Source organism: Amycolatopsis benzoatilytica AK 16/65 (assembly GCF_000383915.1).
GTDB lineage: Bacteria > Actinomycetota > Actinomycetes > Mycobacteriales > Pseudonocardiaceae > Amycolatopsis > Amycolatopsis benzoatilytica.
Genome location: NZ_KB912942.1, coordinates 6,669,785 through 6,687,266 on the forward strand (window position 1 = coordinate 6,669,785; position 17,482 = coordinate 6,687,266).

A 17,482-nucleotide genomic window follows, 5' to 3' on the forward strand; every position below is an offset into this window, starting at 1 on the left:
CGCCGCTTGGTTCGCGGGCCCGGGCCGTAACTCCGCCCCCATGCGATGCTGGTCCGCATGCCCGCCGACCCAGACTCCGGCCTCCTGTCACCGGTCCGCGCCGGAACGCCGGCCGAAGCGGCGACCGGCGACCGGGCCTTCACCGCCGCCCTTCTCGCCGCCGAAGCCGCATTGGCCCGAGCCCAAGCCCGCCTCGGCACCATCCCGGCGGAAGCGGCCGCCCGCATCACCGCGGCCGCGCAGCAGCTCGCCGGGACCATCGACGTGGTCAGCCTCGCCCGAGACGCGCGCGCCACCGGTAACCCGGTGGTCAGCCTCGTTCGAACCCTCTCCGCCGAGGTACCCGACCTGGCCGACTACGTCCACCGCGGCTCTACCAGCCAGGACATCGTCGACACCGCGATGATGGTCATCGCCCGCGACACGGTCCAGCTCATCGTCGCCGATCTGACCACCACCGCGGCCGAACTCGCCACCCTGGCCAGGGCCCACCGCGACACCGTCATGCCCGGTCGCACCCTCACCGCGCACGCCGTGCCCACCACCTTCGGACTGAAAGCAGCCGTCTGGCGGCAAGGCGTCCTGGAGTCCGCCCGCCGCCTGCGCGCCCTCACGTTCCCGGTGTCCATGGGCGGTGCCGCCGGCACCCTCGCCGCCTACGTCCAGTACGGCGACGGCACCGATGACTACGTGGACCGCCTGGTCACTGCCTTCGCCGAGGAAACCGCACTGGCCGCCCCGCTCCTGCCCTGGCACGCCGACCGCACCCCGGTCGCCGAACTCGCCGCGGCGCTGGCCGCCGCGTCGACCGCGCTGGGCAAGATCGCGGTCGACGTCCAAGTCCTGGCCCGCACCGAAATCGCCGAGGCCACCGAAGCAACTGGTGGCGGCTCGTCCGCCATGCCGCACAAGCAAAACCCGGTGCGCTCGGCATTGATCCGCTCCGCCGCGCTGCAGGTGCCGGTGCTGGCCGCCGGAGTCACCCAGTGCGGATTGGCCGAAGACGAACGTTCCGCCGGGGTCTGGCAAGCAGAATGGCAACTGCTCCGCGAATGCCTCCGCCTGGCCGGCGGTGCCGCGTACACCGCGGCCGATCTGGCGCAGGGCCTCACCGTGCACGCGGAACACATGCGCGAGAACGTCGAGCTGACCAACGGGTTGATCGTGTCCGAACGCCTGTCCGCCGCGCTGGCCCCCATTCTCGGCAAGGCCCGCGCGAAAGACCTGCTCGGCGGCGCTTCCCGTCGCGCGATCGAAGAAAACCGTTCCCTGGCGGAGGTGCTGGCGGAGATCCCGGAGATCACCGACGCCGTCGACCCAGCCACCCTGGCCGACCTCCTCGAGCCGGCCCGCTACGTCGGCGCGGCGGGCCGGCTCGTGGACCGCGCGCTGGCGTCCCCGGAGGCGTAACCGCCGTCAGTGCGCCAGCCCGTGCCGACGACGGCGGCGGCGCGGCGTCTCCGTTTCCGGCTCCTCCGCATCCGCTTCCCCGACCGGCAAAACCCCGTGGCGCGCCGGAAGAACCGCGGTCAGCAGACCCACGACGGCGATGCCCAAGTGCAGCCAGTTGTCCGGGCCGGCGAGATTCAGCGGATTGCCAAGGCCGGACACCGGATTGACCGAGATCGTCCCGGCAAGCATCAGGCCCCACACGAACAACACTCCGTAGCCGAGGAACAGCAGCCAGCCGAACGTCCGCGCGCGCCCGGAGCCGAACGTCAGCGACAGCCCGACCACGCCGGTCACCACGTGGACGACGTTGTTCAGCGGATTGGCGGAAAACCGCCACAACGTGACGCCGTGCCCGGTGAAGTCTCCGAACCCGGACTTCACCAGCCCCACGATGCCGTAAGCGAGAAACAGGACTCCGAGCAAACCGGCCAGCAGCTGAGCGGGCTGCCATCCCTGGACCCGGACCTCATGTGCACGAACCATGACTCCGTCCTTCCCGTACCGAGACGCGGCAGGTAGACACCCGACCGGATACCCGCCGGAAACCCCGGTCGAAACACCACCACGCCCCGCGGCCCGCGCAGACCGAGAATCCTCGCTCAGTCGGTTGCTAGACGGCGAAGCCCAGCTCACCGAGGCGGTCGAACACCGGCCGGGAATCCGGTAGGGCTCACTGCTCCACCGCGGTCAGTCCGCCGCGCGCGCCCGCGCTCGGCAGCGGCCACGGCAGCACCCCGCCGGCGACGTCCACCGGGTGCCCGGCAGGCGACGGCCCGGGAATCCGCTGGCCGATCCAGGTCAGCACTTCCGGCAGCTGCGATTTGAACGTGTTCATGTTGTGCCCGGCGTCTGGAATGCGCCACGACGAGAACACGACCGGCGATTTGGCGGCCGCCCGCATCAGGTCGACCGCGGTGCTCTCGTTCTTTTCTTTTTCCCCGGAAATGGCCAAGATTTCCAGCGGAGCCGGGTGCCGGGCGAGGTTGAGCTGCACGTTGTTCGCGTCGTCGATGTCCTTGCGGCCCTTGAACAAGTTCTCCGTCTCGCCGTCGATCTGGGCGCGCTCGTAGCCGCTCACGCTCACCGCCTGCCCGTACCACTGCGGATGCCGGGTCACCAGATTCAGCGCGCAATAGCCGCCGGAGGACCAGCCGGCGATCGTCCACGCCCGGCGGTCCGGATTGAGGTGCAGCCGCTGGAGTCCCCATTCCCGCAGATCCGCGGAAAGATACGTGTCGTTCGGCGTTCCGTCGACCTCGTCGACGCATTCCGTGTCGTGCCCGATCTTCGGCGTTCCGGTCGGGTCCGGGATCAGCACGACCACCGGCGGCAGCAGGTGCTTGTCGATCGCCGCGTCCAGCTGCTCGGGAAGGTGGTAGCCGACCGGCGCGGTCGTCACCTCGGGGCCGGACGGGTAGTTCGGGATCCACTCGATGACCGGGAACCGCATCGTCCGGTAGCCGTGCTGGAAGTACTGGGGCGGCAGGTAAACCGTGACGTCCCGCTTGAGCCCGGTGCGCCGTCCGGTGACCGTCACGTGCGCGACGGTTCCCTTGCCGACCCGCGCGTGCGCCACCCCGAGATCGCTTGCCCGGCTGAGGTCCACGCCGTTGTCGCCGCCCTCGGCGTCGATGCCCTCGGCGGCGAACTCCCCGGTGCCGAGCAGCGCGCCGACCGTCGGGAAGAAACCGCCGATCATGTTGCCGGTCAGGCCGAGCGTGACGATCACGAGGCCGAGTGCGACGACCACATTGGCGGTTCGGCCAAGATTCTTACGTTTGCGCCATTTGTCCCAATACCACGGGACTGCAATGACCGCCAGCAGCGCGAGAACGCCGATCACCGCCAGCTCGATCGGGGAATCGAGCCGGAGAGCGCTCAAATGCACAGAAACCTCCAGGACAGGCTGCGTGCCCGGGAGGCGGGACCCGCTGTTCTCAATACGTTTGAGGGGCCCCTGTCGTTGTGATCAAGTGACACCAATCACACGAAAGAGGCCCCATTGACGCCGGTCCGGCAGCGAGTTTGCCCGTTAGTTCCCCATTAGTTGCCGAACGCCCGCCGAAGCACGCTGATCGCCTGGGTGATCGCCGCCTCCGCGGCGTGCGTTTCGCGAAGCGCGTTCACCATCACGAAGTCGTGGATGATTCCCTGGTACCGCACCGCCGTCACCGGCACGCCCGCCTGACGCAGCTTCGCCGCGTACGCCTCGCCTTCGTCGCGAAGGACGTCCGCCTCACCAGTGATCACGAGAGCCGGCGGCAACCCGGCAAGCTGGTCCACAGTGGCCCGAAGCGGCGAAGCGGTGATTTCGGCTCGCTGCGCCTCGTCGGTCGTGTACTGGTCCCAGAACCACTTCATTCCTTCGCGGCTGAGGAAGTAGCCGTCCGCGAACCGGGTGTAGGACTCGGTGTCGAAGGACGCGTCGGTGACCGGGTAGAACAGCACCTGCTGGAGGAACTTGACGTCACCGCGCTCCTTCGCCATCAGCGTCAGCGCCGCGGTCATGTTCCCGCCCACAGAGTCGCCCGCGATCGCGATGCGCGTCACGTCGAGGCCCTTCTCCGCACCGTTCTCGACGACCCACTTCGCGGCGGCGTAGTTCTCTTCGATGGCGACCGGGTAACGCGCCTCCGGCGAACGGCTGTACTCGGGGAAAACGACTGCCGCGCCCGCGCCGGCGGCGAGTTCGCGGACGAGCCGCTCGTGGGTGTGGAAATCGCCGAAGACCCAGCCGGCGCCGTGCACGTAGACGAGCACCGGCAGCGGTCCGTCGACTCCTGCCGGCTTCACGATCCGGATCTCCGGTCCACCCGGGACAGTCAGCGTCTCGATGTCCGCGGGAGCCATCTCGACCTCGCCGTCCTGCACCCCGTCCACTGCTTTGCGCCCTTCGGCCGGCGGCAGCTGGAAGAGGTATGGCGGCTCGGCAGTGGCCTCGGCGAACGCCTGCGCGGCCGGTTCGAGGGCGAGGTGCTGCGGATTGGCGGTCATGACTTCCTCCGGGGCTCGAAGATTCGGTACGCCGACGAAGTTAGCTCACCATCTAGTTGCGCGCAATCAAATTGTGTCCAATGAGATATAGAGCACTTGAGTTGCCCTTTCCGCTCAGTCGCGAGAAGATGGTCGGTCGAGCCGGAAAACCGAAGGAGGCCCCGATGACCAGCCAGCACCCGGAGGAGACTGGATCTCTGCTGCTCGACGACCAGCTGTGCTTCGGGCTGTACTCGGCCTCCCGCGCGGTCACCGCGCTCTACCGCGTCCTGCTCGAACCGCTCGACCTCACCTACCCGCAATACCTGGTCATGCTGTCTCTCTGGCAGCAGGACGAGCAGCAGGTCAAGGAACTCGGAGCGGCCCTGAACCTCGATTCCGGCACGCTGTCGCCGCTGCTCAAGCGGCTGGAGAAGGCCGGACTGATCACCCGCGAACGCCAGGCGGACGACGAGCGCTCGGTCCGGATCCGGCTCACCGGGGAAGGCACCGCGCTGCGCGCGCAGGCGGAGCGGATCCCGCCGCACGTCGGCGCCGCGATGGGCTTGAGCGAAGCCGAACTCGGCCGGATGCGCGCCGCGATGGATGAGCTCACCGCTTCCGTCAACAACTACCGGGAGTCTTACCGCCCAAGCTGATCCGCGCGCTGGCTAGCATGGGCCGCGAGGCGAGCGTGAGGACGGCGATGAGCACACGAGACGAAGCACTGCGCGCGGTGGAAGCCAGCCTGGACCGGCCCTCGGCGGCCCGCGTCTACGACTACTTCATCGGCGGCACCACGAACTACGCGATCGACCGCGTATTCGCCGAGAAGGTGCGCGAGCGGCTGCCGCTGCTCGGCGACTATTGCCGTACCAGCAGGCAATTCCTCGGCCGCGCGGTGCGCCAGAGCGTACGCGGGGGCATCCGCCAGTTCGTCGACATCGGCTCCGGCCTGCCCACCGCGGGCAACGTGCACGAGGTCGCCGACGCGGAACGACCGGAGCACGACACGCGCGTGCTGTACCTGGACAACGAGCCGGTCGCGCTGGCGCACTCGCAGGTGCTGCTCGCCGACACCGCGGACCGGGACCGGCACCAGGCGATCGCCGCGGATTTCCTGCAGCCGACCGAATTGTGGGACCGGGTCACCGATTCCGACGTGATCGACGTGCGCGAGCCGATGGCGCTGATCGTCAACGCGGTGCTGCACTTCATCAAGGACGAACAGGACCCGGACGGCGTCCTGGAGTTCTACCGCAAGCAGCTCGCGCCCGGCTCGCTGCTCATCCTTTCCCAGATGACCAACGAAAACCCGGTGGACGACAACGAACGCCAGGCGCTGGTCGACCTCATCAAGTACTACGAGTCGACCACGAACCCGGGCATCCTCCGCACCAAGGCGGAGTTCGAACCCTTCTTCGGCGGATGGCCGCTGCTGGAACCAGGTCTGGTGTACGCGCCGAGCTGGCACCCGGACGCGGAGACGGTGTTCGCGAAGGCACCGTCCGAGTCCCGGGTGATCGGCGGCGTAGCCCGCAAACCGTAAGCTCCGACCTGACCTCCACCCGCGGGTAGAGGCGCGGGCGGCCGGGGCAGACACCGTGGGACGCGTCAGCGTTCTGCGGAAGGGGAACCGTGCCGAGCACCATCGACAACATCGTGATCGGCCGCACCGCCGGACTGTGGTTGATCGCCTTCATCATCCACATTGGACTGGACTTCGCGATCGACGCCGCCAACCCGGCACCCGGCCTCGGCAGCACGTCCATCCTGCGGTACCTCGCCGTTTCCCTTGGCGCGCAACGGCTGATGACGCGCGCTCGCGGTCAGGAAGCCTTGCGCAGCACGTCCAGCGCCGCGTAGACCGCGTCCCGGCCCAACTCGACCGCCTGCCGCAACACCGCCGGATCCCTTTCCAGCACCGACACATCCGGCGCTCCGGCGGGCGGCCGCACGCACGTCAGCCGCGAGTCTTCCCGCAGCTGCCGCTCATCCGCCAGATCCCGGCTGTACTGGGTGCGCCACGCTTCGATCGCCCCCGGTGCCTGCCGTCTCAGAAACCGAGGCACCACCACGTCGTGCACGCGCGGCGGCGGAGCCGGCAGCTCGTCCGCCCGCCGGGTGCGCAGCACGAGCACGTCGGTCGCCCCGTGCGCCAGCGCGGTGCGAAACGGCAACGGCTCGGCAATCCCGGCGTCCACGAACCGCCGTCCGCCCATCGCGATCGGCGGACCGGCCAGCACCGGCATGCACGACGAAGCGGCGAGCGCGATCTTGATGCCGGCGACGTCCTCGATGAACGGAGCCAGATCGGTCGATTCGCCGGTGTCCGCGTCGGTGGCGAGCGGATGGAACCCCACCGGGCTGGCCAGGATCGCCGGAAAGTCCATCGGCTCCAGCAGCGAGTACACCTGGTGCACCAGGTACTCCAGATCGACTACCGCGCGTCCGCGCAACGCGTGCAGCGGATTGATGATCCGCCGCATCACCACCGGGTTCCACCAGGTCCGCACCCCGGTCCGGGACCGCCCGCAGAGCAGCCACGCACCGTTCAGCGCGCCCGCGGACGAGCCATAGACATCGTCGAACGCCAGCGCCGCGCCGAGTTCGTCCAGCGCGAGCGCCATCCCGCTCGAATAAGTGCCCCGGCTGCTGCCGCCCTCGACAGCGAGCGCGAGCCGGCGACCGTCGGTCCGCTGCCCCGGCACACTGCCTTCGGCGATCCGCGCGGCGAGCAATTCCAGAACCGGGTCCACCCCTCCATCTTGATCCGTTTCGCCGATCCGTCCACCCGTTTTGCCCCTCCTCCGGGTGACCTGCGTTGCACCCAGTTGCACTGCACCTAGTTGCATATGACACTGTGCGGCATGGCACTGGAGCACGCGATCCTCGTCTCGCTGTCGGAACGGTCCGGCACCGGCTACGAGCTGGCGCGGCGGTTCGAGAGGTCCATCGGGCTGTTCTGGAGCGCCTCCCACCAGCAGATTTACCGGGTTCTCAAGCGGATGGAGGAAGCCGGCCAGGTCGCGGTGGAGCAGGTCGCGCAGGACGGCAGGCCGGACAAGAAGATCTACACCGTCAGTGAGCCGGGCCGGGCCGAACTGCGGCGCTGGCTCGCCGAACCGGCTCCGCAGGCCGGTGCGCAAGAGCTGGCCGTGAAGCTGCGCGGCGCGTCGTTCGGCGATCCCGGCGCGGTCGCCGACGAGATCGCCCGGCACCGCGACGCGCACGCGGAGCAGCTGGACCTCTACCGCCAGATCGAAAAGCGCGATTTCCCCGCTCCGGACCGGCTCAGCGGCCGGGGGCTGCACCAATACCTGGTGCTGCGCGGCGGAATCCGCGTCGAAGAGGGCCAGGTCGAATGGCTCGAAGAAATCCTGACCGCGCTGCGGGCCGACGAGAAGGTGCAACGATGACCGAGTATCCGAACCTGCTGTCCCCGCTCGATCTCGGCTTCACGACGCTGCGCAACCGCGTCCTGATGGGCTCGATGCACACCGGGCTGGAGGACCGCACGTCCCGCTTCCCGCAGCTCGCCGAGTACTACGCCGAACGCGCCCGCGGCGGCGTCGGCCTGATCGTCACCGGCGGGTTCGCACCGAACCGCACCGGCTGGCTGCTGCCGCTCGCCTCGAAGCTGTCCACTCCGGCCGAGGCGCGCGACCATCAGGTCCTCACCAGCGCGGTGCACGCCGAAGGCGGCAAGATCGCGCTGCAGATCCTGCACGCCGGCCGCTACGCCTACCACCCGCTGAGCGTCTCCGCGTCCAGCCGCAAAGCGCCGATCAACCCGTTCCGCCCGCGTGCGCTCAGCGCGTACGGCGTGCACCGGACCATCCGCGCGTTCGCCGATTGCGCCGCGCTCGCCCGCGACGCCGGGTACGACGGCGTCGAGATCATGGGTTCCGAGGGTTATCTGATCAACCAGTTCCTCGCCGAGCGCACCAACCGCCGCACCGACGCCTGGGGCGGCACCGCGGAGAAGCGCCGCCGGTTCGCGGTCGAGATCGTCCGCCGTACCCGGGAAAAGGTCGGCCCGGACTTCATCATCATCTACCGGTTGTCCATGCTCGACCTGGTCGAAGGCGGACAGAGCTGGGAAGACGTCGTGACTCTGGCGCGGGAGGTCGAGGCGGCCGGCGCGACGATCATCAACACCGGCATCGGCTGGCACGAGGCCCGCGTCCCGACGATCGTGACCTCGGTGCCGCGCGCCGCGTTCACCTGGGTCACCCGGAAGCTCAAGCCGCACGTCTCGGTGCCGGTGGTGACCTCCAACCGGATCAACCTGCCGCACGTCGCCGAACAGGCGCTCGCCGACGGCGACGCGGACCTGGTCTCGATGGCCCGCCCGCTGCTGGCCGACCCGGAGTGGATCCGCAAGGCGGAAACCGGCCGAGCGGACGAGATCAACACCTGCATCGCCTGCAACCAAGCCTGCCTCGACCACGCGTTCAGCCGGAAACCGGTGTCCTGCATGGTGAATCCGCGGGCCGGGCACGAGACGACCCTGGTCCTGCTGCCCACCCGGCGGGCCAAGCGCGTCGCCGTCGTCGGTGCCGGACCGGCCGGGCTGGCCACCGCGACCGCGCTCGGCGAACGCGGCCACGACGTCGAACTGTTCGAGGCCGACGCCGAAATCGGCGGCCAGTTCGGGATCGCACAGCGGATTCCGGGCAAGGAGGAGTTCGCCGAGACCATCCGGTACTACACCCGCCGGCTCGAAGTCACCGGCGTGAAAGTGCGCCTCGGCACCCGGGTCACTGCTGCCGAGCTCACCGGGTTCGACGAGGTGGTGCTGGCCACCGGCGTCACCCCGCGGGTGCTCGACCTGCCCGGGATCGACCATCCGAAAGTACTGTCCTACGTGGACGTCGTGCGGCATGGCAAGCCGGTCGGCGACCGGGTCGCGGTGATCGGAGCCGGCGGGATCGGCGTGGATGTGAGCGAATTCCTCACGCACACCTCGTCGCCCGCGTTGGACCGCGCCGCCTGGATGACCGAATGGGGCGTCACTGACCCTGAGCTCGCGCCCGGCGGGCTGGCCGCGCCGAAGCCGGAACCTTCGCCGCGCCAGGTCTACCTGCTACAGCGCAAGAAGACCCCGATCGGTGCTGGGCTAGGCAAAACCTCCGGCTGGGTGCACCGCGCGGCGTTGCGCGCCAAGGGCGTGGAACGGATCAGCGGAGTCTCCTACGAACGCATCGACGACGCCGGGCTGCACGTGCGGATCGACGGCAAACCACGGCTGCTGGAGGTCGACACAGTGGTGGTCTGCGCCGGGCAGGAACCGGTGCGCGACCTCGCCGACGCGCTCGGCGACACCCCGGTCCACCTCGTCGGCGGGGCCGACGAGGCCCGCGAACTGGACGCCAAGCGAGCGATCGACCAGGGCACCCGACTGGCCGCGATGCTGTAGCGGGTTGCGCGCACTGGCAGGATGTCAGCGTGCGAGACGTATGCGTGATCGGGCTCGGGCTCATCGGCGGTTCCCTGCTGCGGGCAGTCACGGCGAGCGGCAGGACCGCGTGGGGCGCGACAGTGTCCGAAGTGGACGCCGATGCGGCCAGCCGCAGCGGCTACGACGTCACCACCGACGTCGAAGCGGCACTGCTGCGCGCGGCGTCGGCGGACGCGATCGTGGTGCTGGCGGTGCCGCTGCCCGCGGTGGAAAACCTGCTGCGGCTGATCGCCCAGCACGCGTCGCACTGCATCCTCACCGACGTGGTCAGCGTGAAGGGCCCGATGCTCGAAGCGGTGCGCCGTCGCGCGCCCTACACCCGGTACGTCGGCGGACATCCGATGGCGGGCACCGCCCATTCCGGCTGGCTGGCCGGTGACGCGAGGCTCTTCAACGGCGCGGCGTGGGTCCTCGGCGTCGAAGAGGACACCGATCTCACCGCGTGGGCCGAGGTCGCCCGGCTCGTGCTGGACATCGGCGCGCTCGCGGTGCCGCTGCCCGCGGACTCGCACGACGAGACCGTCGCGCGGATTTCGCACCTGCCGCACCTGCTCGCCGCGATTCTCGCGTCGGTCGGCGCACAAGGCGGCCCGCTAGCGATGTCGCTGGCCGCCGGCTCGTTCCGCGACGGCACCCGCGTGGCCAGCACGTCGCCGGACCTGGTGCGCGCCATGACCGAAGGCAACCGCGAAGCGCTGCTTCCGATCGTCGACGACGCGCTCGGCCGGCTCGGTGCCGCGCGCGGCTCGCTCGCGTCCACCGGCGGCCTCGCCGCGACGATCAACGCAGGTCACGACGGCGCACTCGCCCTCGAAGCGGCCCGGGACGCGGCCCGCTCCGGCGTCCGGATAGACCTCACCGCCGCCGACGCGCGCGACGGGCTGGTGGCGCTCGGCGAACGCGGCGGCCGGATCACCGGACTGGACGGTGACGTCGCTCTCGGCGAAGTGTCCTGACTTGCCGGGACCGCCGGGTGTGTGACGATTGAAGCCTCTCGTTTCCTAACCCCGGGGAGGCACCCAATGGGCATCAACTTCGACGAGCTCAAGAACAAGGCGACCGACGCGCTGCGCGACAACAGCGAGAAGATCGGCGAAGGACTGGAGAAGGCGGCCGACTTCGCGAAGTCCAAGGTCAGCGGCCACGACTCGGCGATCGACGGCGGCGTCGAGAAGGCCAAGGGCTTCCTGGGCAGCCTCGGCAAGTCCGAAGAAGAGGGCGGCGAACAGAAGTAACGCCTGCGTCGGATCCGGCCAGCCCGGCGGACAGCAGTAACCCTGCGCCTCCACGTCAGGCCCGGTTGCGCCCCAATGTGGCATTGGGTGCATCCTGCGCACCCAATGTGGCATTCGGTGCATCTCACGCACCCAAAGTGGCATTGGGGCGCTCCGGTCAGGCTCAGGTGCGCCGGTGATACGGCAGGAACCGGCGCACCAGCCGCAGCGGCGAGCGTTCCACCAGGTCCGGGCCGCGGACCGCGTCGAACGTCGAGCCGAGCTGGTCCACCACCCCGGCGAGCTGCGGGTTGTCCGGCATCGGCACCGAATCCGGGTCCCGCTGCTCCCGCACCGCCGCCGCCAATTCGGCCAGCGCGCCGGTGATCAGCTCGATGTCCGCGGGCGCCGGGGCGGGCGCGCCCGCCCCGATCGTCACACCGACCTCGGTCACCGCGTCCGTCACGCGCTCCAGCCCGGCGATCACCGGCCACCACGCCACCGCCTGCCGGCCCGCTGGCGACGGCTCGACAATCACCTGCTGAAACGCGGTACGCAGGTCCGCGAGCGCACGGTATGCCCCGCGGCGGGCCCGCGAGCGGGCGAGCCGCGCTTCGCCGGTCGAGGTGAGCAGCATCGCCGCCTTCACGTATTTGGCGACCGTGTCGAAACTGTCCGCGAGCCGGCCGCCGACCCTCGGCCGCCGCGATCCCGGCCAGAGCAGGTAGCCGACCACCAGCACGATCGCGCAGCCGATCACGGTGTCGATCAGCCGTGCCAGCACGACGTTCCAGCTGCCGGTGTTGGCGAGGTCCATCTGCAGGATGATCAGCGGCGTCACGAAGGTGCCGAGCATCCCGTAGTTGCGGACCTTTCCCACCGCGGCACCGCCGGCGAACACGGCGATCAGCATCACCAGCACCCAACCGTGCGCGCCGAACGCGAGCACCACCGCGCCGATCCCGACGCCGAGCACCGTGCCGACCCCGCGCAGTACGGCGCGGCCGAAGACCGACCCGAAGTCCGGCTTGAGCACCACGCCGACGGTGAGGGTGATCCAGTACGACCGTTCGAACGGCACCATCAGCGCGACCACTTCGGCCACCGCGACGCACACCGTGAGCCGTAGTGCGGCCAGCCAGGTCAGAGGGCCGGACGCGAGCGAACTCGCCCATTCGCGCACGCGGCGGTAAGGCGAGACCGGCTTGCGGCGTTCGCGGTCGTCGAGTTTCCCGATCCGCGCCAGACCGGCATAGAGCGCGGCAACCACCGCGTCGACGTCTTCGTCCTCGTCGAGTTTCGGTGCGGGCGGCAGCGGGTGCGCGGCCAGCACCGAGGCCGCGACCCGGGTCAGGTAGTCGATCACCTCGTCCGGGGCGCGCTGCCCGGCGTTGACCGTCGCGACCGACGCCTCGACCGCCGGGGTCGTCGCGGACAGCCGGTTCAGCAGCTTCCGGTACGCGGCGTCGCGTCCGGAGAGCCAGGAACGGGCGATCAGCAGCCGGTCGTATGCCGTGCTCATCGCGGTCGTGAGCTGGTGGCGGGCGACCCGCGACGTCGGTTCGTCCTCCGCCGACAGCATCGCGGCGAGTTCGATGTAGACCTGCGCGACCGCGGTCCGTTCCGGGCTGGTCGCGCGGACCGTCCAGGTGCCGAGCGCGACCAGCAGGCCCCAGCCCGCGCCCGCGCAGAAGTAGCCGAAAAGGAGTTCGGTGTGCACGCCGGTCGCGTGCTGCGCGGTCCCGAGCACGCAGAACACGAACATCTGCAGCCCAGCCACCGACGCGTTGCTGCCCGCCGCGCTGATCAGCGCGGAAACCGCGGCCACGACCACTACTGCCGGGATCGACCAGGCAGGCATCCCACCGGTCAGCAATCCGAGGAGATACCCGACCGCGGCGGCGAACGTCGCGCCGCCGAGCCGGCGCGCGCGATACCGGTACGCCCCGGCCGCCTCGGACAGCACGGTCGGCAGTGCTCCCGTGGAGATCAGCGCGCCGACCGCGATGTCGCCCGCGGCGTACGCGACGGCCAGTGGCGTAGCCAGCGCGATCACCGCGCGGGCGACCATGTTCCACGGAACGGGAACCGGTTTGGAACGCAGAAGTTGCACCAGCCAGTGCGGCGCGGCGAAGTCGGAGCGGCTCACCGCCCTATCTTGACTTACCGACGCCACCCGGGATCTATTGTCAACCTGTCAACAACGCGCACAAGGAGTCTCCGATGCCAGGTCGCAGGTACTCGTTCGAGGTCAACCGGGTGAGCACTGCCCCGCCGCCGGTGTTGTTCCGTCTGGAAAGCGACGGATCTCTCTGGGCGGACTGGGCAAAACCGCTCATCTGGCAGTCCCGGTGGGCACGCCGCGGCGACGACGGACGGGTCGGCGCTGTCCGGGAAGTCGGATTGTGGCCGGTTCTGCTCCGCGAACGGACCGTGGAATACGAATCGGACCGGCGGCACGTGTACACCTTCGACGGTTCCGGCCCGGTCCGCGACTATCGTGCGGAGGTGACCTTCACCCCGAACGCCGCCGGCGGAACCGACCTCCGCTGGACCGGATCGTTCGAGCCGCGCATTCCCGGAACGGGGGAGCTGGCGAAGTTCGCACTGCGGAGCGTGATCGGATTTTTAGCCAGTCGGCTGGCCAAAGCGGGCGGTACCGCGCACTGAGCGGGTGCGCTGGACCACAACGGCCAACTCAACCGGGAGTACAGACGTCATCCCCTCGGGTGACCCGAGGGAAAGGACAACGCGGCATGAGGAAGCAATGGCTCGCGGCGGCGATGGCCGGCTTGCTTGTGCTGTCGGCATGTTCGAGCACCGAGGCGAGTCAACCCCCGGAACAGGCGAACCAGGCACCGGGCGCTTCGAAGCCGACGACCCCGCCCGGCCCGTACCCGTTCGGCACCGTGCAGATGAAGGCCCCGCCGATCCAGGACGGCAAGGTCCCGGTCATCCGCAAGATCCAGACGGACAAGCCGTACGTCTTCATCACCATGGACGACGGCGCGGTGAAAGACCCGTCGGCGCTGAACCTGATCCAGCAGTCCGGCGGGCACCCGGTGCTGTTTCTGAACCAGCGATACGTCAAGGGCCACGAGGCGTACTTCAAGTCCATCCTGGACTCGACCGGCGCGGTGCTGGGCGATCACACGGTCAACCACCCGAACCTCAAGGGCAAGCCGCTGGACTTCCAGAAGAAGGAAATCTGCGACGACGCCGACGACTTCCAGAAGTCGCTGGGCGTTCGCCCGACGCTGTTCCGCCCGCCGTTCGGCAACTACGACCAGAACACCCTGAAGGCCGCCGCGATGTGCGGAATGCGCGCGTCGATCCTGTGGACGGCCTCGGTGAACGACGGGGTGGTCCAGTTCCAGGTCGGCGACAAGCTGCGGCCGGGGGACATCGTGCTGATGCACTTCCGGAAGACGTTCAAGGAGGACTACGAAGCCTTCGTGGCGCGGGCCAAGCAGGACGGCCTGACGCCGGTTCCGTTGGCGGACTTCGTGGCTTGAGGCTCGGATGAGCACCCCGGCGACGGAAGCCGGCTTCGACCTCACCTGCGCGCACCAAACCCACGCATAATCCGCCGCACGCGACGCAGCTATCCCGCAGCTCGGCTCGGCGGCTCGGCTCGACAACCCCGCGGCTCGACAACCCCGCGACTCGGCCCCTCGGCTCGGCCACCCCGCGACTCGGCTCGGCGACCCCTCGACTCGGCTACCCCTCGGGCTCAACGCCTGAGCGACTCACCCGCCGCCAAGGCAAACGAACGGCCGTCGCATCGGGTCGACCGCCACCGCTTCCGCCAGTGCCAACGCCGGCGAAGTGCCCACCGCCAGTCGCCGATGCAGGTCGGCCATCGTGTCCGCCGCCGCGCGGTCGCCTACTCGCGCGACCGCGCCGATCACCGTTCGCGAGCCGCTCGCCAGCAGCGTTCCGGCGAATCCCAGCGCTTCCTCGCCCGGCCGGATGTGGCTCATCGCCAGCTCGCACGCGGCCAGCACCACCCGTTCCGGCGGATTCGCGAGCCGGGTCGTCTCGTGGGCGAACAGCGGCCCGTCCACGAGTTCGATCCGGGAGAACAGCGCGTTCGCCGGCTCGTGCGCGCCGTGTGCGACCACGTGTGCCAGGCGGGTCCCGTCCAACGCCGTCAGGACCGTCGCGCTGGTAGCGGCGTCGCCGTCGATCAGCTTCGCGTCCGGGTACACCGAGCGCAGCTTGCTCACCTCGCCGACCGCCCCGGGCACGCCGGGGCCGCCGGCCAGCAGGACCGGGCCCTCCTCGGCGGGGCGTTTAGCGGTGATCCACGCGGTCGCCGACGGCGCGATCGTCACCGGATGCCCGCGCAGCGACGGCAACGCGCCCCATGGCATCGCGTACAACTGCCCGATCGGGACGATCACCAGTTCCCGGTCGTCGAGCGTCTTGACCAGAGACGCGGAAATCAGCGCGTCCAGCTTCTCCGCCCGTCGGCGCGCCGAACCGGACACCGTCTCGGCCATCAGCGGCGGCAGATGGTCCGGTGCGAGCGCGTCGAGGTCAGCGTGCAGCTGGGTCGCGGTCTCCACAATGTCGTCCAGCGGGCCCAGTTTCAGCAGCCGGAACGTGCCCCGATCGACCACCAGCGAGTACAGCTGGCTGTTGTGCGGCACCAAGCTGACCAGCACCCGGTCGTCGAGCGCGGCCACCACCTCGTCCGGCGTGGCGACCGGCCGCGGACGGCCCCATTTGCTGGTGTACCAGCCGAGCCGGCTCGCCTCCCCTTGCAGCACCGCGTAACGCTGTTCCAGCGCCTTCACCGAGTCGCCCTCCAGCCGGGCGCGCTGGATGCTGCGCTGGACGTTCCGCATCTCGTTGATGTGCTTGGCCAGCACCGGATCCTCGATCACCGGCAGCGGCTCGTACCGGTACGCCTGCGCCCGGGTGCGTTCCAGCCACGCGAACATGCGGCGGGCGCCCGTCGCGTTGCGCCGCGCGCGCCGCAGCACCAGGCGCATCGCCAGTTTGCCCAGCTCCTCGCCGTGCACCGCGGTGCCGCACAACAGATCCAGGCCGCCCATCCGGTCGCGGATCGTGCCGAGTTCGCGCAGCCCGGCGCGTGCCTGCGCGAGTGCCGAACGCGGCCGCTCCTCGGCCACCGCCAGTTCCGCGCGGCACAGCCGCAGCAGCATCCGGTGGTCGACCGGGGTCGTGGCGCTGGGGCTCGGCACCTTCTTGAGCGCGAGCGCCGCCTCGGCGATTTCCTTGCGGCGGATCAACAGCCGCACCGCCAACAGCCTGCCTACCGCGGCCTCGTCGCGCAGACCGAGCGCAGCCAGCCGTTCCGCGACCGCGACAAGTTCCGCAGGCAGCCGTGCCGTCGACCGTCCGGTGCGGTCCGACAGCACCTGCTGCGCTTCCGCTCGCAGCCTCGCCAGGCCGGCGATCTCGGCCCAGGTTCGGTTGCCCCGGCGAAGGAACCGGCGCCGCGCTGCCGACGCGCTCTTGCGCGCCAACGCGAAGTCGCCTTCCAGCAACGCCGCCGCGGCCCGGGCGACCTCCGCTTCGGCGACGTATTGGACGGCTCCGTTCGCGCGCAGTTCCGGCAGCGCTTCGTCCAGGTGCCGCGCCGCCTCGTCGGCCAGTCCGGCTGACAACAGCGCGCGGGCCTGATCGAGCCGGATCAGCGGGATCGAGCCCGGCGATTCGGTGACGAGGATCCGCGCGGCCTGCTCGTAGCTGGACAGCGCCAGCGGGACGTCGCCGATGAGCTGGGCGTTGTGCCCGAGGTTCTGCCGGATCTTGCCTTCGAGCCGGGTGTGGCCGTTCTCCTGCGCCAGCGCGAGCGCGCGTTCGAGGTCGGCCTGGGCGGCATCCGGCTTGTTCAGCGACATCCGGACGATCGCCTGGTTGCTCAGCATCAGGACGAGGGTCCGCCGGGCGTCGTCGAACTCGGCCTCGATCCCGGGCACCACGGCCTCGTACACGGCGAGCGATTCAGCGAACCGGCCGCCGCGCATCAGCACCACCGCGCGCTGGCCGGTGACGAGCAGCCCCAGCTCCCGGACCGCCTTGCTGTCCGGCAGCTGGTCGCGGAGCCGCTGCGCGGTCTCCAAGTGCGCGAGGCCGGCGTCGGTGCTGGTCACCTCGGCTTCGGCGGCGCCAAGGCTCACCAGGAGCCGAACCTGCAGTTCTCGATGCTCCGACGTCGGCTCTTCGGCGCGTTCCAGCCGGGCGAGCGCCGTGCGGAACATCCGCATCGCCTCGCCGGGCCGCTGGTCGGACGCGGCAGCCCGGCCCCGCGTATAGAGATCGGACGCCGACGCCAGCAAACGATCTTGGACGGGCGCGGACACGGAGTCTATGGGAGCACACCTCCGCCACTGTCCATAACGCC

General features: G+C 69.8%; 16 protein-coding genes. 10 read left to right on the forward strand and 6 right to left on the reverse strand.

All coding sequences use genetic code 11. The features are described from left to right. The first annotated feature begins 57 nt into the window (after positions 1-57). Complete coding sequence (locus AMYBE_RS0130965; RefSeq protein WP_051125017.1) at positions 58-1,410, forward strand: lyase family protein; 1,353 nt, start codon at positions 58-60, stop codon at positions 1,408-1,410. 6 nt (positions 1,411-1,416) lie between these two features. Here the strand turns inward: AMYBE_RS0130965 and AMYBE_RS0130970 are convergent, their stop codons facing one another. The 3 genes from AMYBE_RS0130970 to AMYBE_RS0130980 all read right to left on the reverse strand — a co-directional run bounded on the left by AMYBE_RS0130970 (position 1,417) and on the right by AMYBE_RS0130980 (position 4,446). Further along, complete coding sequence (locus AMYBE_RS0130970) at positions 1,417-1,935, reverse strand: DUF4383 domain-containing protein (protein ID WP_020663273.1); 519 nt, start codon at positions 1,933-1,935, stop codon at positions 1,417-1,419. Between the two features lie 187 nt (positions 1,936-2,122). Continuing rightward, positions 2,123-3,340 (reverse strand): alpha/beta hydrolase, encoded by a 1,218-nt coding sequence (locus AMYBE_RS0130975; RefSeq protein WP_020663274.1) that lies wholly within the window; start codon positions 3,338-3,340, stop codon positions 2,123-2,125. A gap of 155 nt (positions 3,341-3,495) precedes the next feature. Next, positions 3,496-4,446 (reverse strand): alpha/beta hydrolase, encoded by a 951-nt coding sequence (locus AMYBE_RS0130980; protein ID WP_020663275.1) that lies wholly within the window; start codon positions 4,444-4,446, stop codon positions 3,496-3,498. 164 nt (positions 4,447-4,610) lie between these two features. Between AMYBE_RS0130980 and AMYBE_RS0130985 the strand changes: the two genes are divergently transcribed. The 3 genes from AMYBE_RS0130985 (at position 4,611) to AMYBE_RS0130995 (ending at position 6,291) form a co-directional block, all read left to right on the forward strand. Further along, complete coding sequence (locus tag AMYBE_RS0130985) at positions 4,611-5,084, forward strand: MarR family winged helix-turn-helix transcriptional regulator (protein ID WP_020663276.1); 474 nt, start codon at positions 4,611-4,613, stop codon at positions 5,082-5,084. Between the two features lie 47 nt (positions 5,085-5,131). Continuing rightward, entirely contained in the window at positions 5,132-5,974 is an 843-nt protein-coding gene (locus tag AMYBE_RS0130990; protein ID WP_020663277.1) for an SAM-dependent methyltransferase, read from the forward strand. Positions 5,975-6,063: 89 nt separating this feature from the next. Beyond that, positions 6,064-6,291 (forward strand): hypothetical protein, encoded by a 228-nt coding sequence (locus AMYBE_RS0130995; RefSeq protein WP_020663278.1) that lies wholly within the window; start codon positions 6,064-6,066, stop codon positions 6,289-6,291. Here the strand turns inward: AMYBE_RS0130995 and AMYBE_RS0131000 are convergent. Then, positions 6,255-7,184, reverse strand: coding sequence for a patatin-like phospholipase family protein (locus AMYBE_RS0131000; RefSeq protein WP_020663279.1), 930 nt, complete (start codon positions 7,182-7,184; stop codon positions 6,255-6,257). The genes AMYBE_RS0130995 and AMYBE_RS0131000 overlap by 37 nt on opposite strands. Before the next feature lie 111 nt (positions 7,185-7,295). On the opposite strand from AMYBE_RS0131000, the gene AMYBE_RS0131005 reads away from it, so the two are divergent. From AMYBE_RS0131005 to AMYBE_RS0131020, 4 genes are all read left to right on the forward strand, one after another. Then, a complete protein-coding gene (locus tag AMYBE_RS0131005; RefSeq protein WP_020663280.1) occupies positions 7,296-7,844 on the forward strand; it encodes a PadR family transcriptional regulator in 549 nt (182 codons plus the stop codon). Further along, complete coding sequence (locus AMYBE_RS0131010; RefSeq protein WP_020663281.1) at positions 7,841-9,847, forward strand: NADPH-dependent 2,4-dienoyl-CoA reductase; 2,007 nt, start codon at positions 7,841-7,843, stop codon at positions 9,845-9,847. Before AMYBE_RS0131005 ends, AMYBE_RS0131010 begins: the two co-directional genes overlap by 4 nt. A gap of 29 nt (positions 9,848-9,876) precedes the next feature. Next, the gene (locus AMYBE_RS0131015; RefSeq protein ID WP_084470211.1) at positions 9,877-10,845 is read left to right on the forward strand and encodes a prephenate dehydrogenase; all 969 of its coding nucleotides are present in this window, start codon (positions 9,877-9,879) and stop codon (positions 10,843-10,845) included. 66 nt (positions 10,846-10,911) lie between these two features. Beyond that, the gene (locus tag AMYBE_RS0131020; RefSeq protein ID WP_020663283.1) at positions 10,912-11,124 is read left to right on the forward strand and encodes an antitoxin; all 213 of its coding nucleotides are present in this window, start codon (positions 10,912-10,914) and stop codon (positions 11,122-11,124) included. Between the two features lie 163 nt (positions 11,125-11,287). Here AMYBE_RS0131020 and AMYBE_RS0131025 read toward each other — a convergent pair whose 3' ends face one another. Beyond that, the gene (locus AMYBE_RS0131025) at positions 11,288-13,252 is read right to left on the reverse strand and encodes an FUSC family protein (protein ID WP_020663284.1); all 1,965 of its coding nucleotides are present in this window, start codon (positions 13,250-13,252) and stop codon (positions 11,288-11,290) included. Between the two features lie 74 nt (positions 13,253-13,326). Between AMYBE_RS0131025 and AMYBE_RS0131030 the strand changes: the two genes are divergently transcribed. Both AMYBE_RS0131030 and AMYBE_RS0131035 read left to right on the forward strand, forming a co-directional pair. Further along, complete coding sequence (locus AMYBE_RS0131030; RefSeq protein WP_020663285.1) at positions 13,327-13,773, forward strand: SRPBCC family protein; 447 nt, start codon at positions 13,327-13,329, stop codon at positions 13,771-13,773. Positions 13,774-13,859: 86 nt separating this feature from the next. Then, positions 13,860-14,618, forward strand: a complete 759-nt coding sequence (locus tag AMYBE_RS0131035; RefSeq protein WP_020663286.1) for a polysaccharide deacetylase family protein — start codon at positions 13,860-13,862, stop codon at positions 14,616-14,618. 234 nt (positions 14,619-14,852) lie between these two features. Here AMYBE_RS0131035 and AMYBE_RS0131040 read toward each other — a convergent pair whose 3' ends face one another. Then, positions 14,853-17,339: a CHAT domain-containing protein gene (locus AMYBE_RS0131040; protein ID WP_245573430.1), complete on the reverse strand. Its 2,487-nt coding sequence runs from the start codon at positions 17,337-17,339 to the stop codon at positions 14,853-14,855. Positions 17,340-17,482: the final 143 nt, after the last annotated feature.

Bases quoted from the DNA above. Each gene is read 5' to 3' on its own strand.
- AMYBE_RS0130970 (WP_020663273.1), bottom strand. From the start codon at position 1,935: ATGGTTCGTGCACATGAGGTCCGGGTCCAGGGATGGCAGCCCGCTCAG.
- AMYBE_RS0130980 (WP_020663275.1), bottom strand. From the start codon at position 4,446: ATGACCGCCAATCCGCAGCACCTCGCCCTCGAACCGGCCGCGCAGGCG.
- AMYBE_RS0131040 (WP_245573430.1), bottom strand. From the start codon at position 17,339: ATGTTCCGCACGGCGCTCGCCCGGCTGGAACGCGCCGAAGAGCCGACG.
- AMYBE_RS0131035 (WP_020663286.1), top strand. From the start codon at position 13,860: ATGAGGAAGCAATGGCTCGCGGCGGCGATGGCCGGCTTGCTTGTGCTG.
- AMYBE_RS0130985 (WP_020663276.1), top strand. From the start codon at position 4,611: ATGACCAGCCAGCACCCGGAGGAGACTGGATCTCTGCTGCTCGACGAC.
- AMYBE_RS0130990 (WP_020663277.1), top strand. From the start codon at position 5,132: ATGAGCACACGAGACGAAGCACTGCGCGCGGTGGAAGCCAGCCTGGAC.
- AMYBE_RS0131030 (WP_020663285.1), top strand. From the start codon at position 13,327: ATGCCAGGTCGCAGGTACTCGTTCGAGGTCAACCGGGTGAGCACTGCC.
- AMYBE_RS0131005 (WP_020663280.1), top strand. From the start codon at position 7,296: ATGGCACTGGAGCACGCGATCCTCGTCTCGCTGTCGGAACGGTCCGGC.
- AMYBE_RS0130965 (WP_051125017.1), top strand. From the start codon at position 58: ATGCCCGCCGACCCAGACTCCGGCCTCCTGTCACCGGTCCGCGCCGGA.
- AMYBE_RS0131020 (WP_020663283.1), top strand. From the start codon at position 10,912: ATGGGCATCAACTTCGACGAGCTCAAGAACAAGGCGACCGACGCGCTG.
- AMYBE_RS0131010 (WP_020663281.1), top strand. From the start codon at position 7,841: ATGACCGAGTATCCGAACCTGCTGTCCCCGCTCGATCTCGGCTTCACG.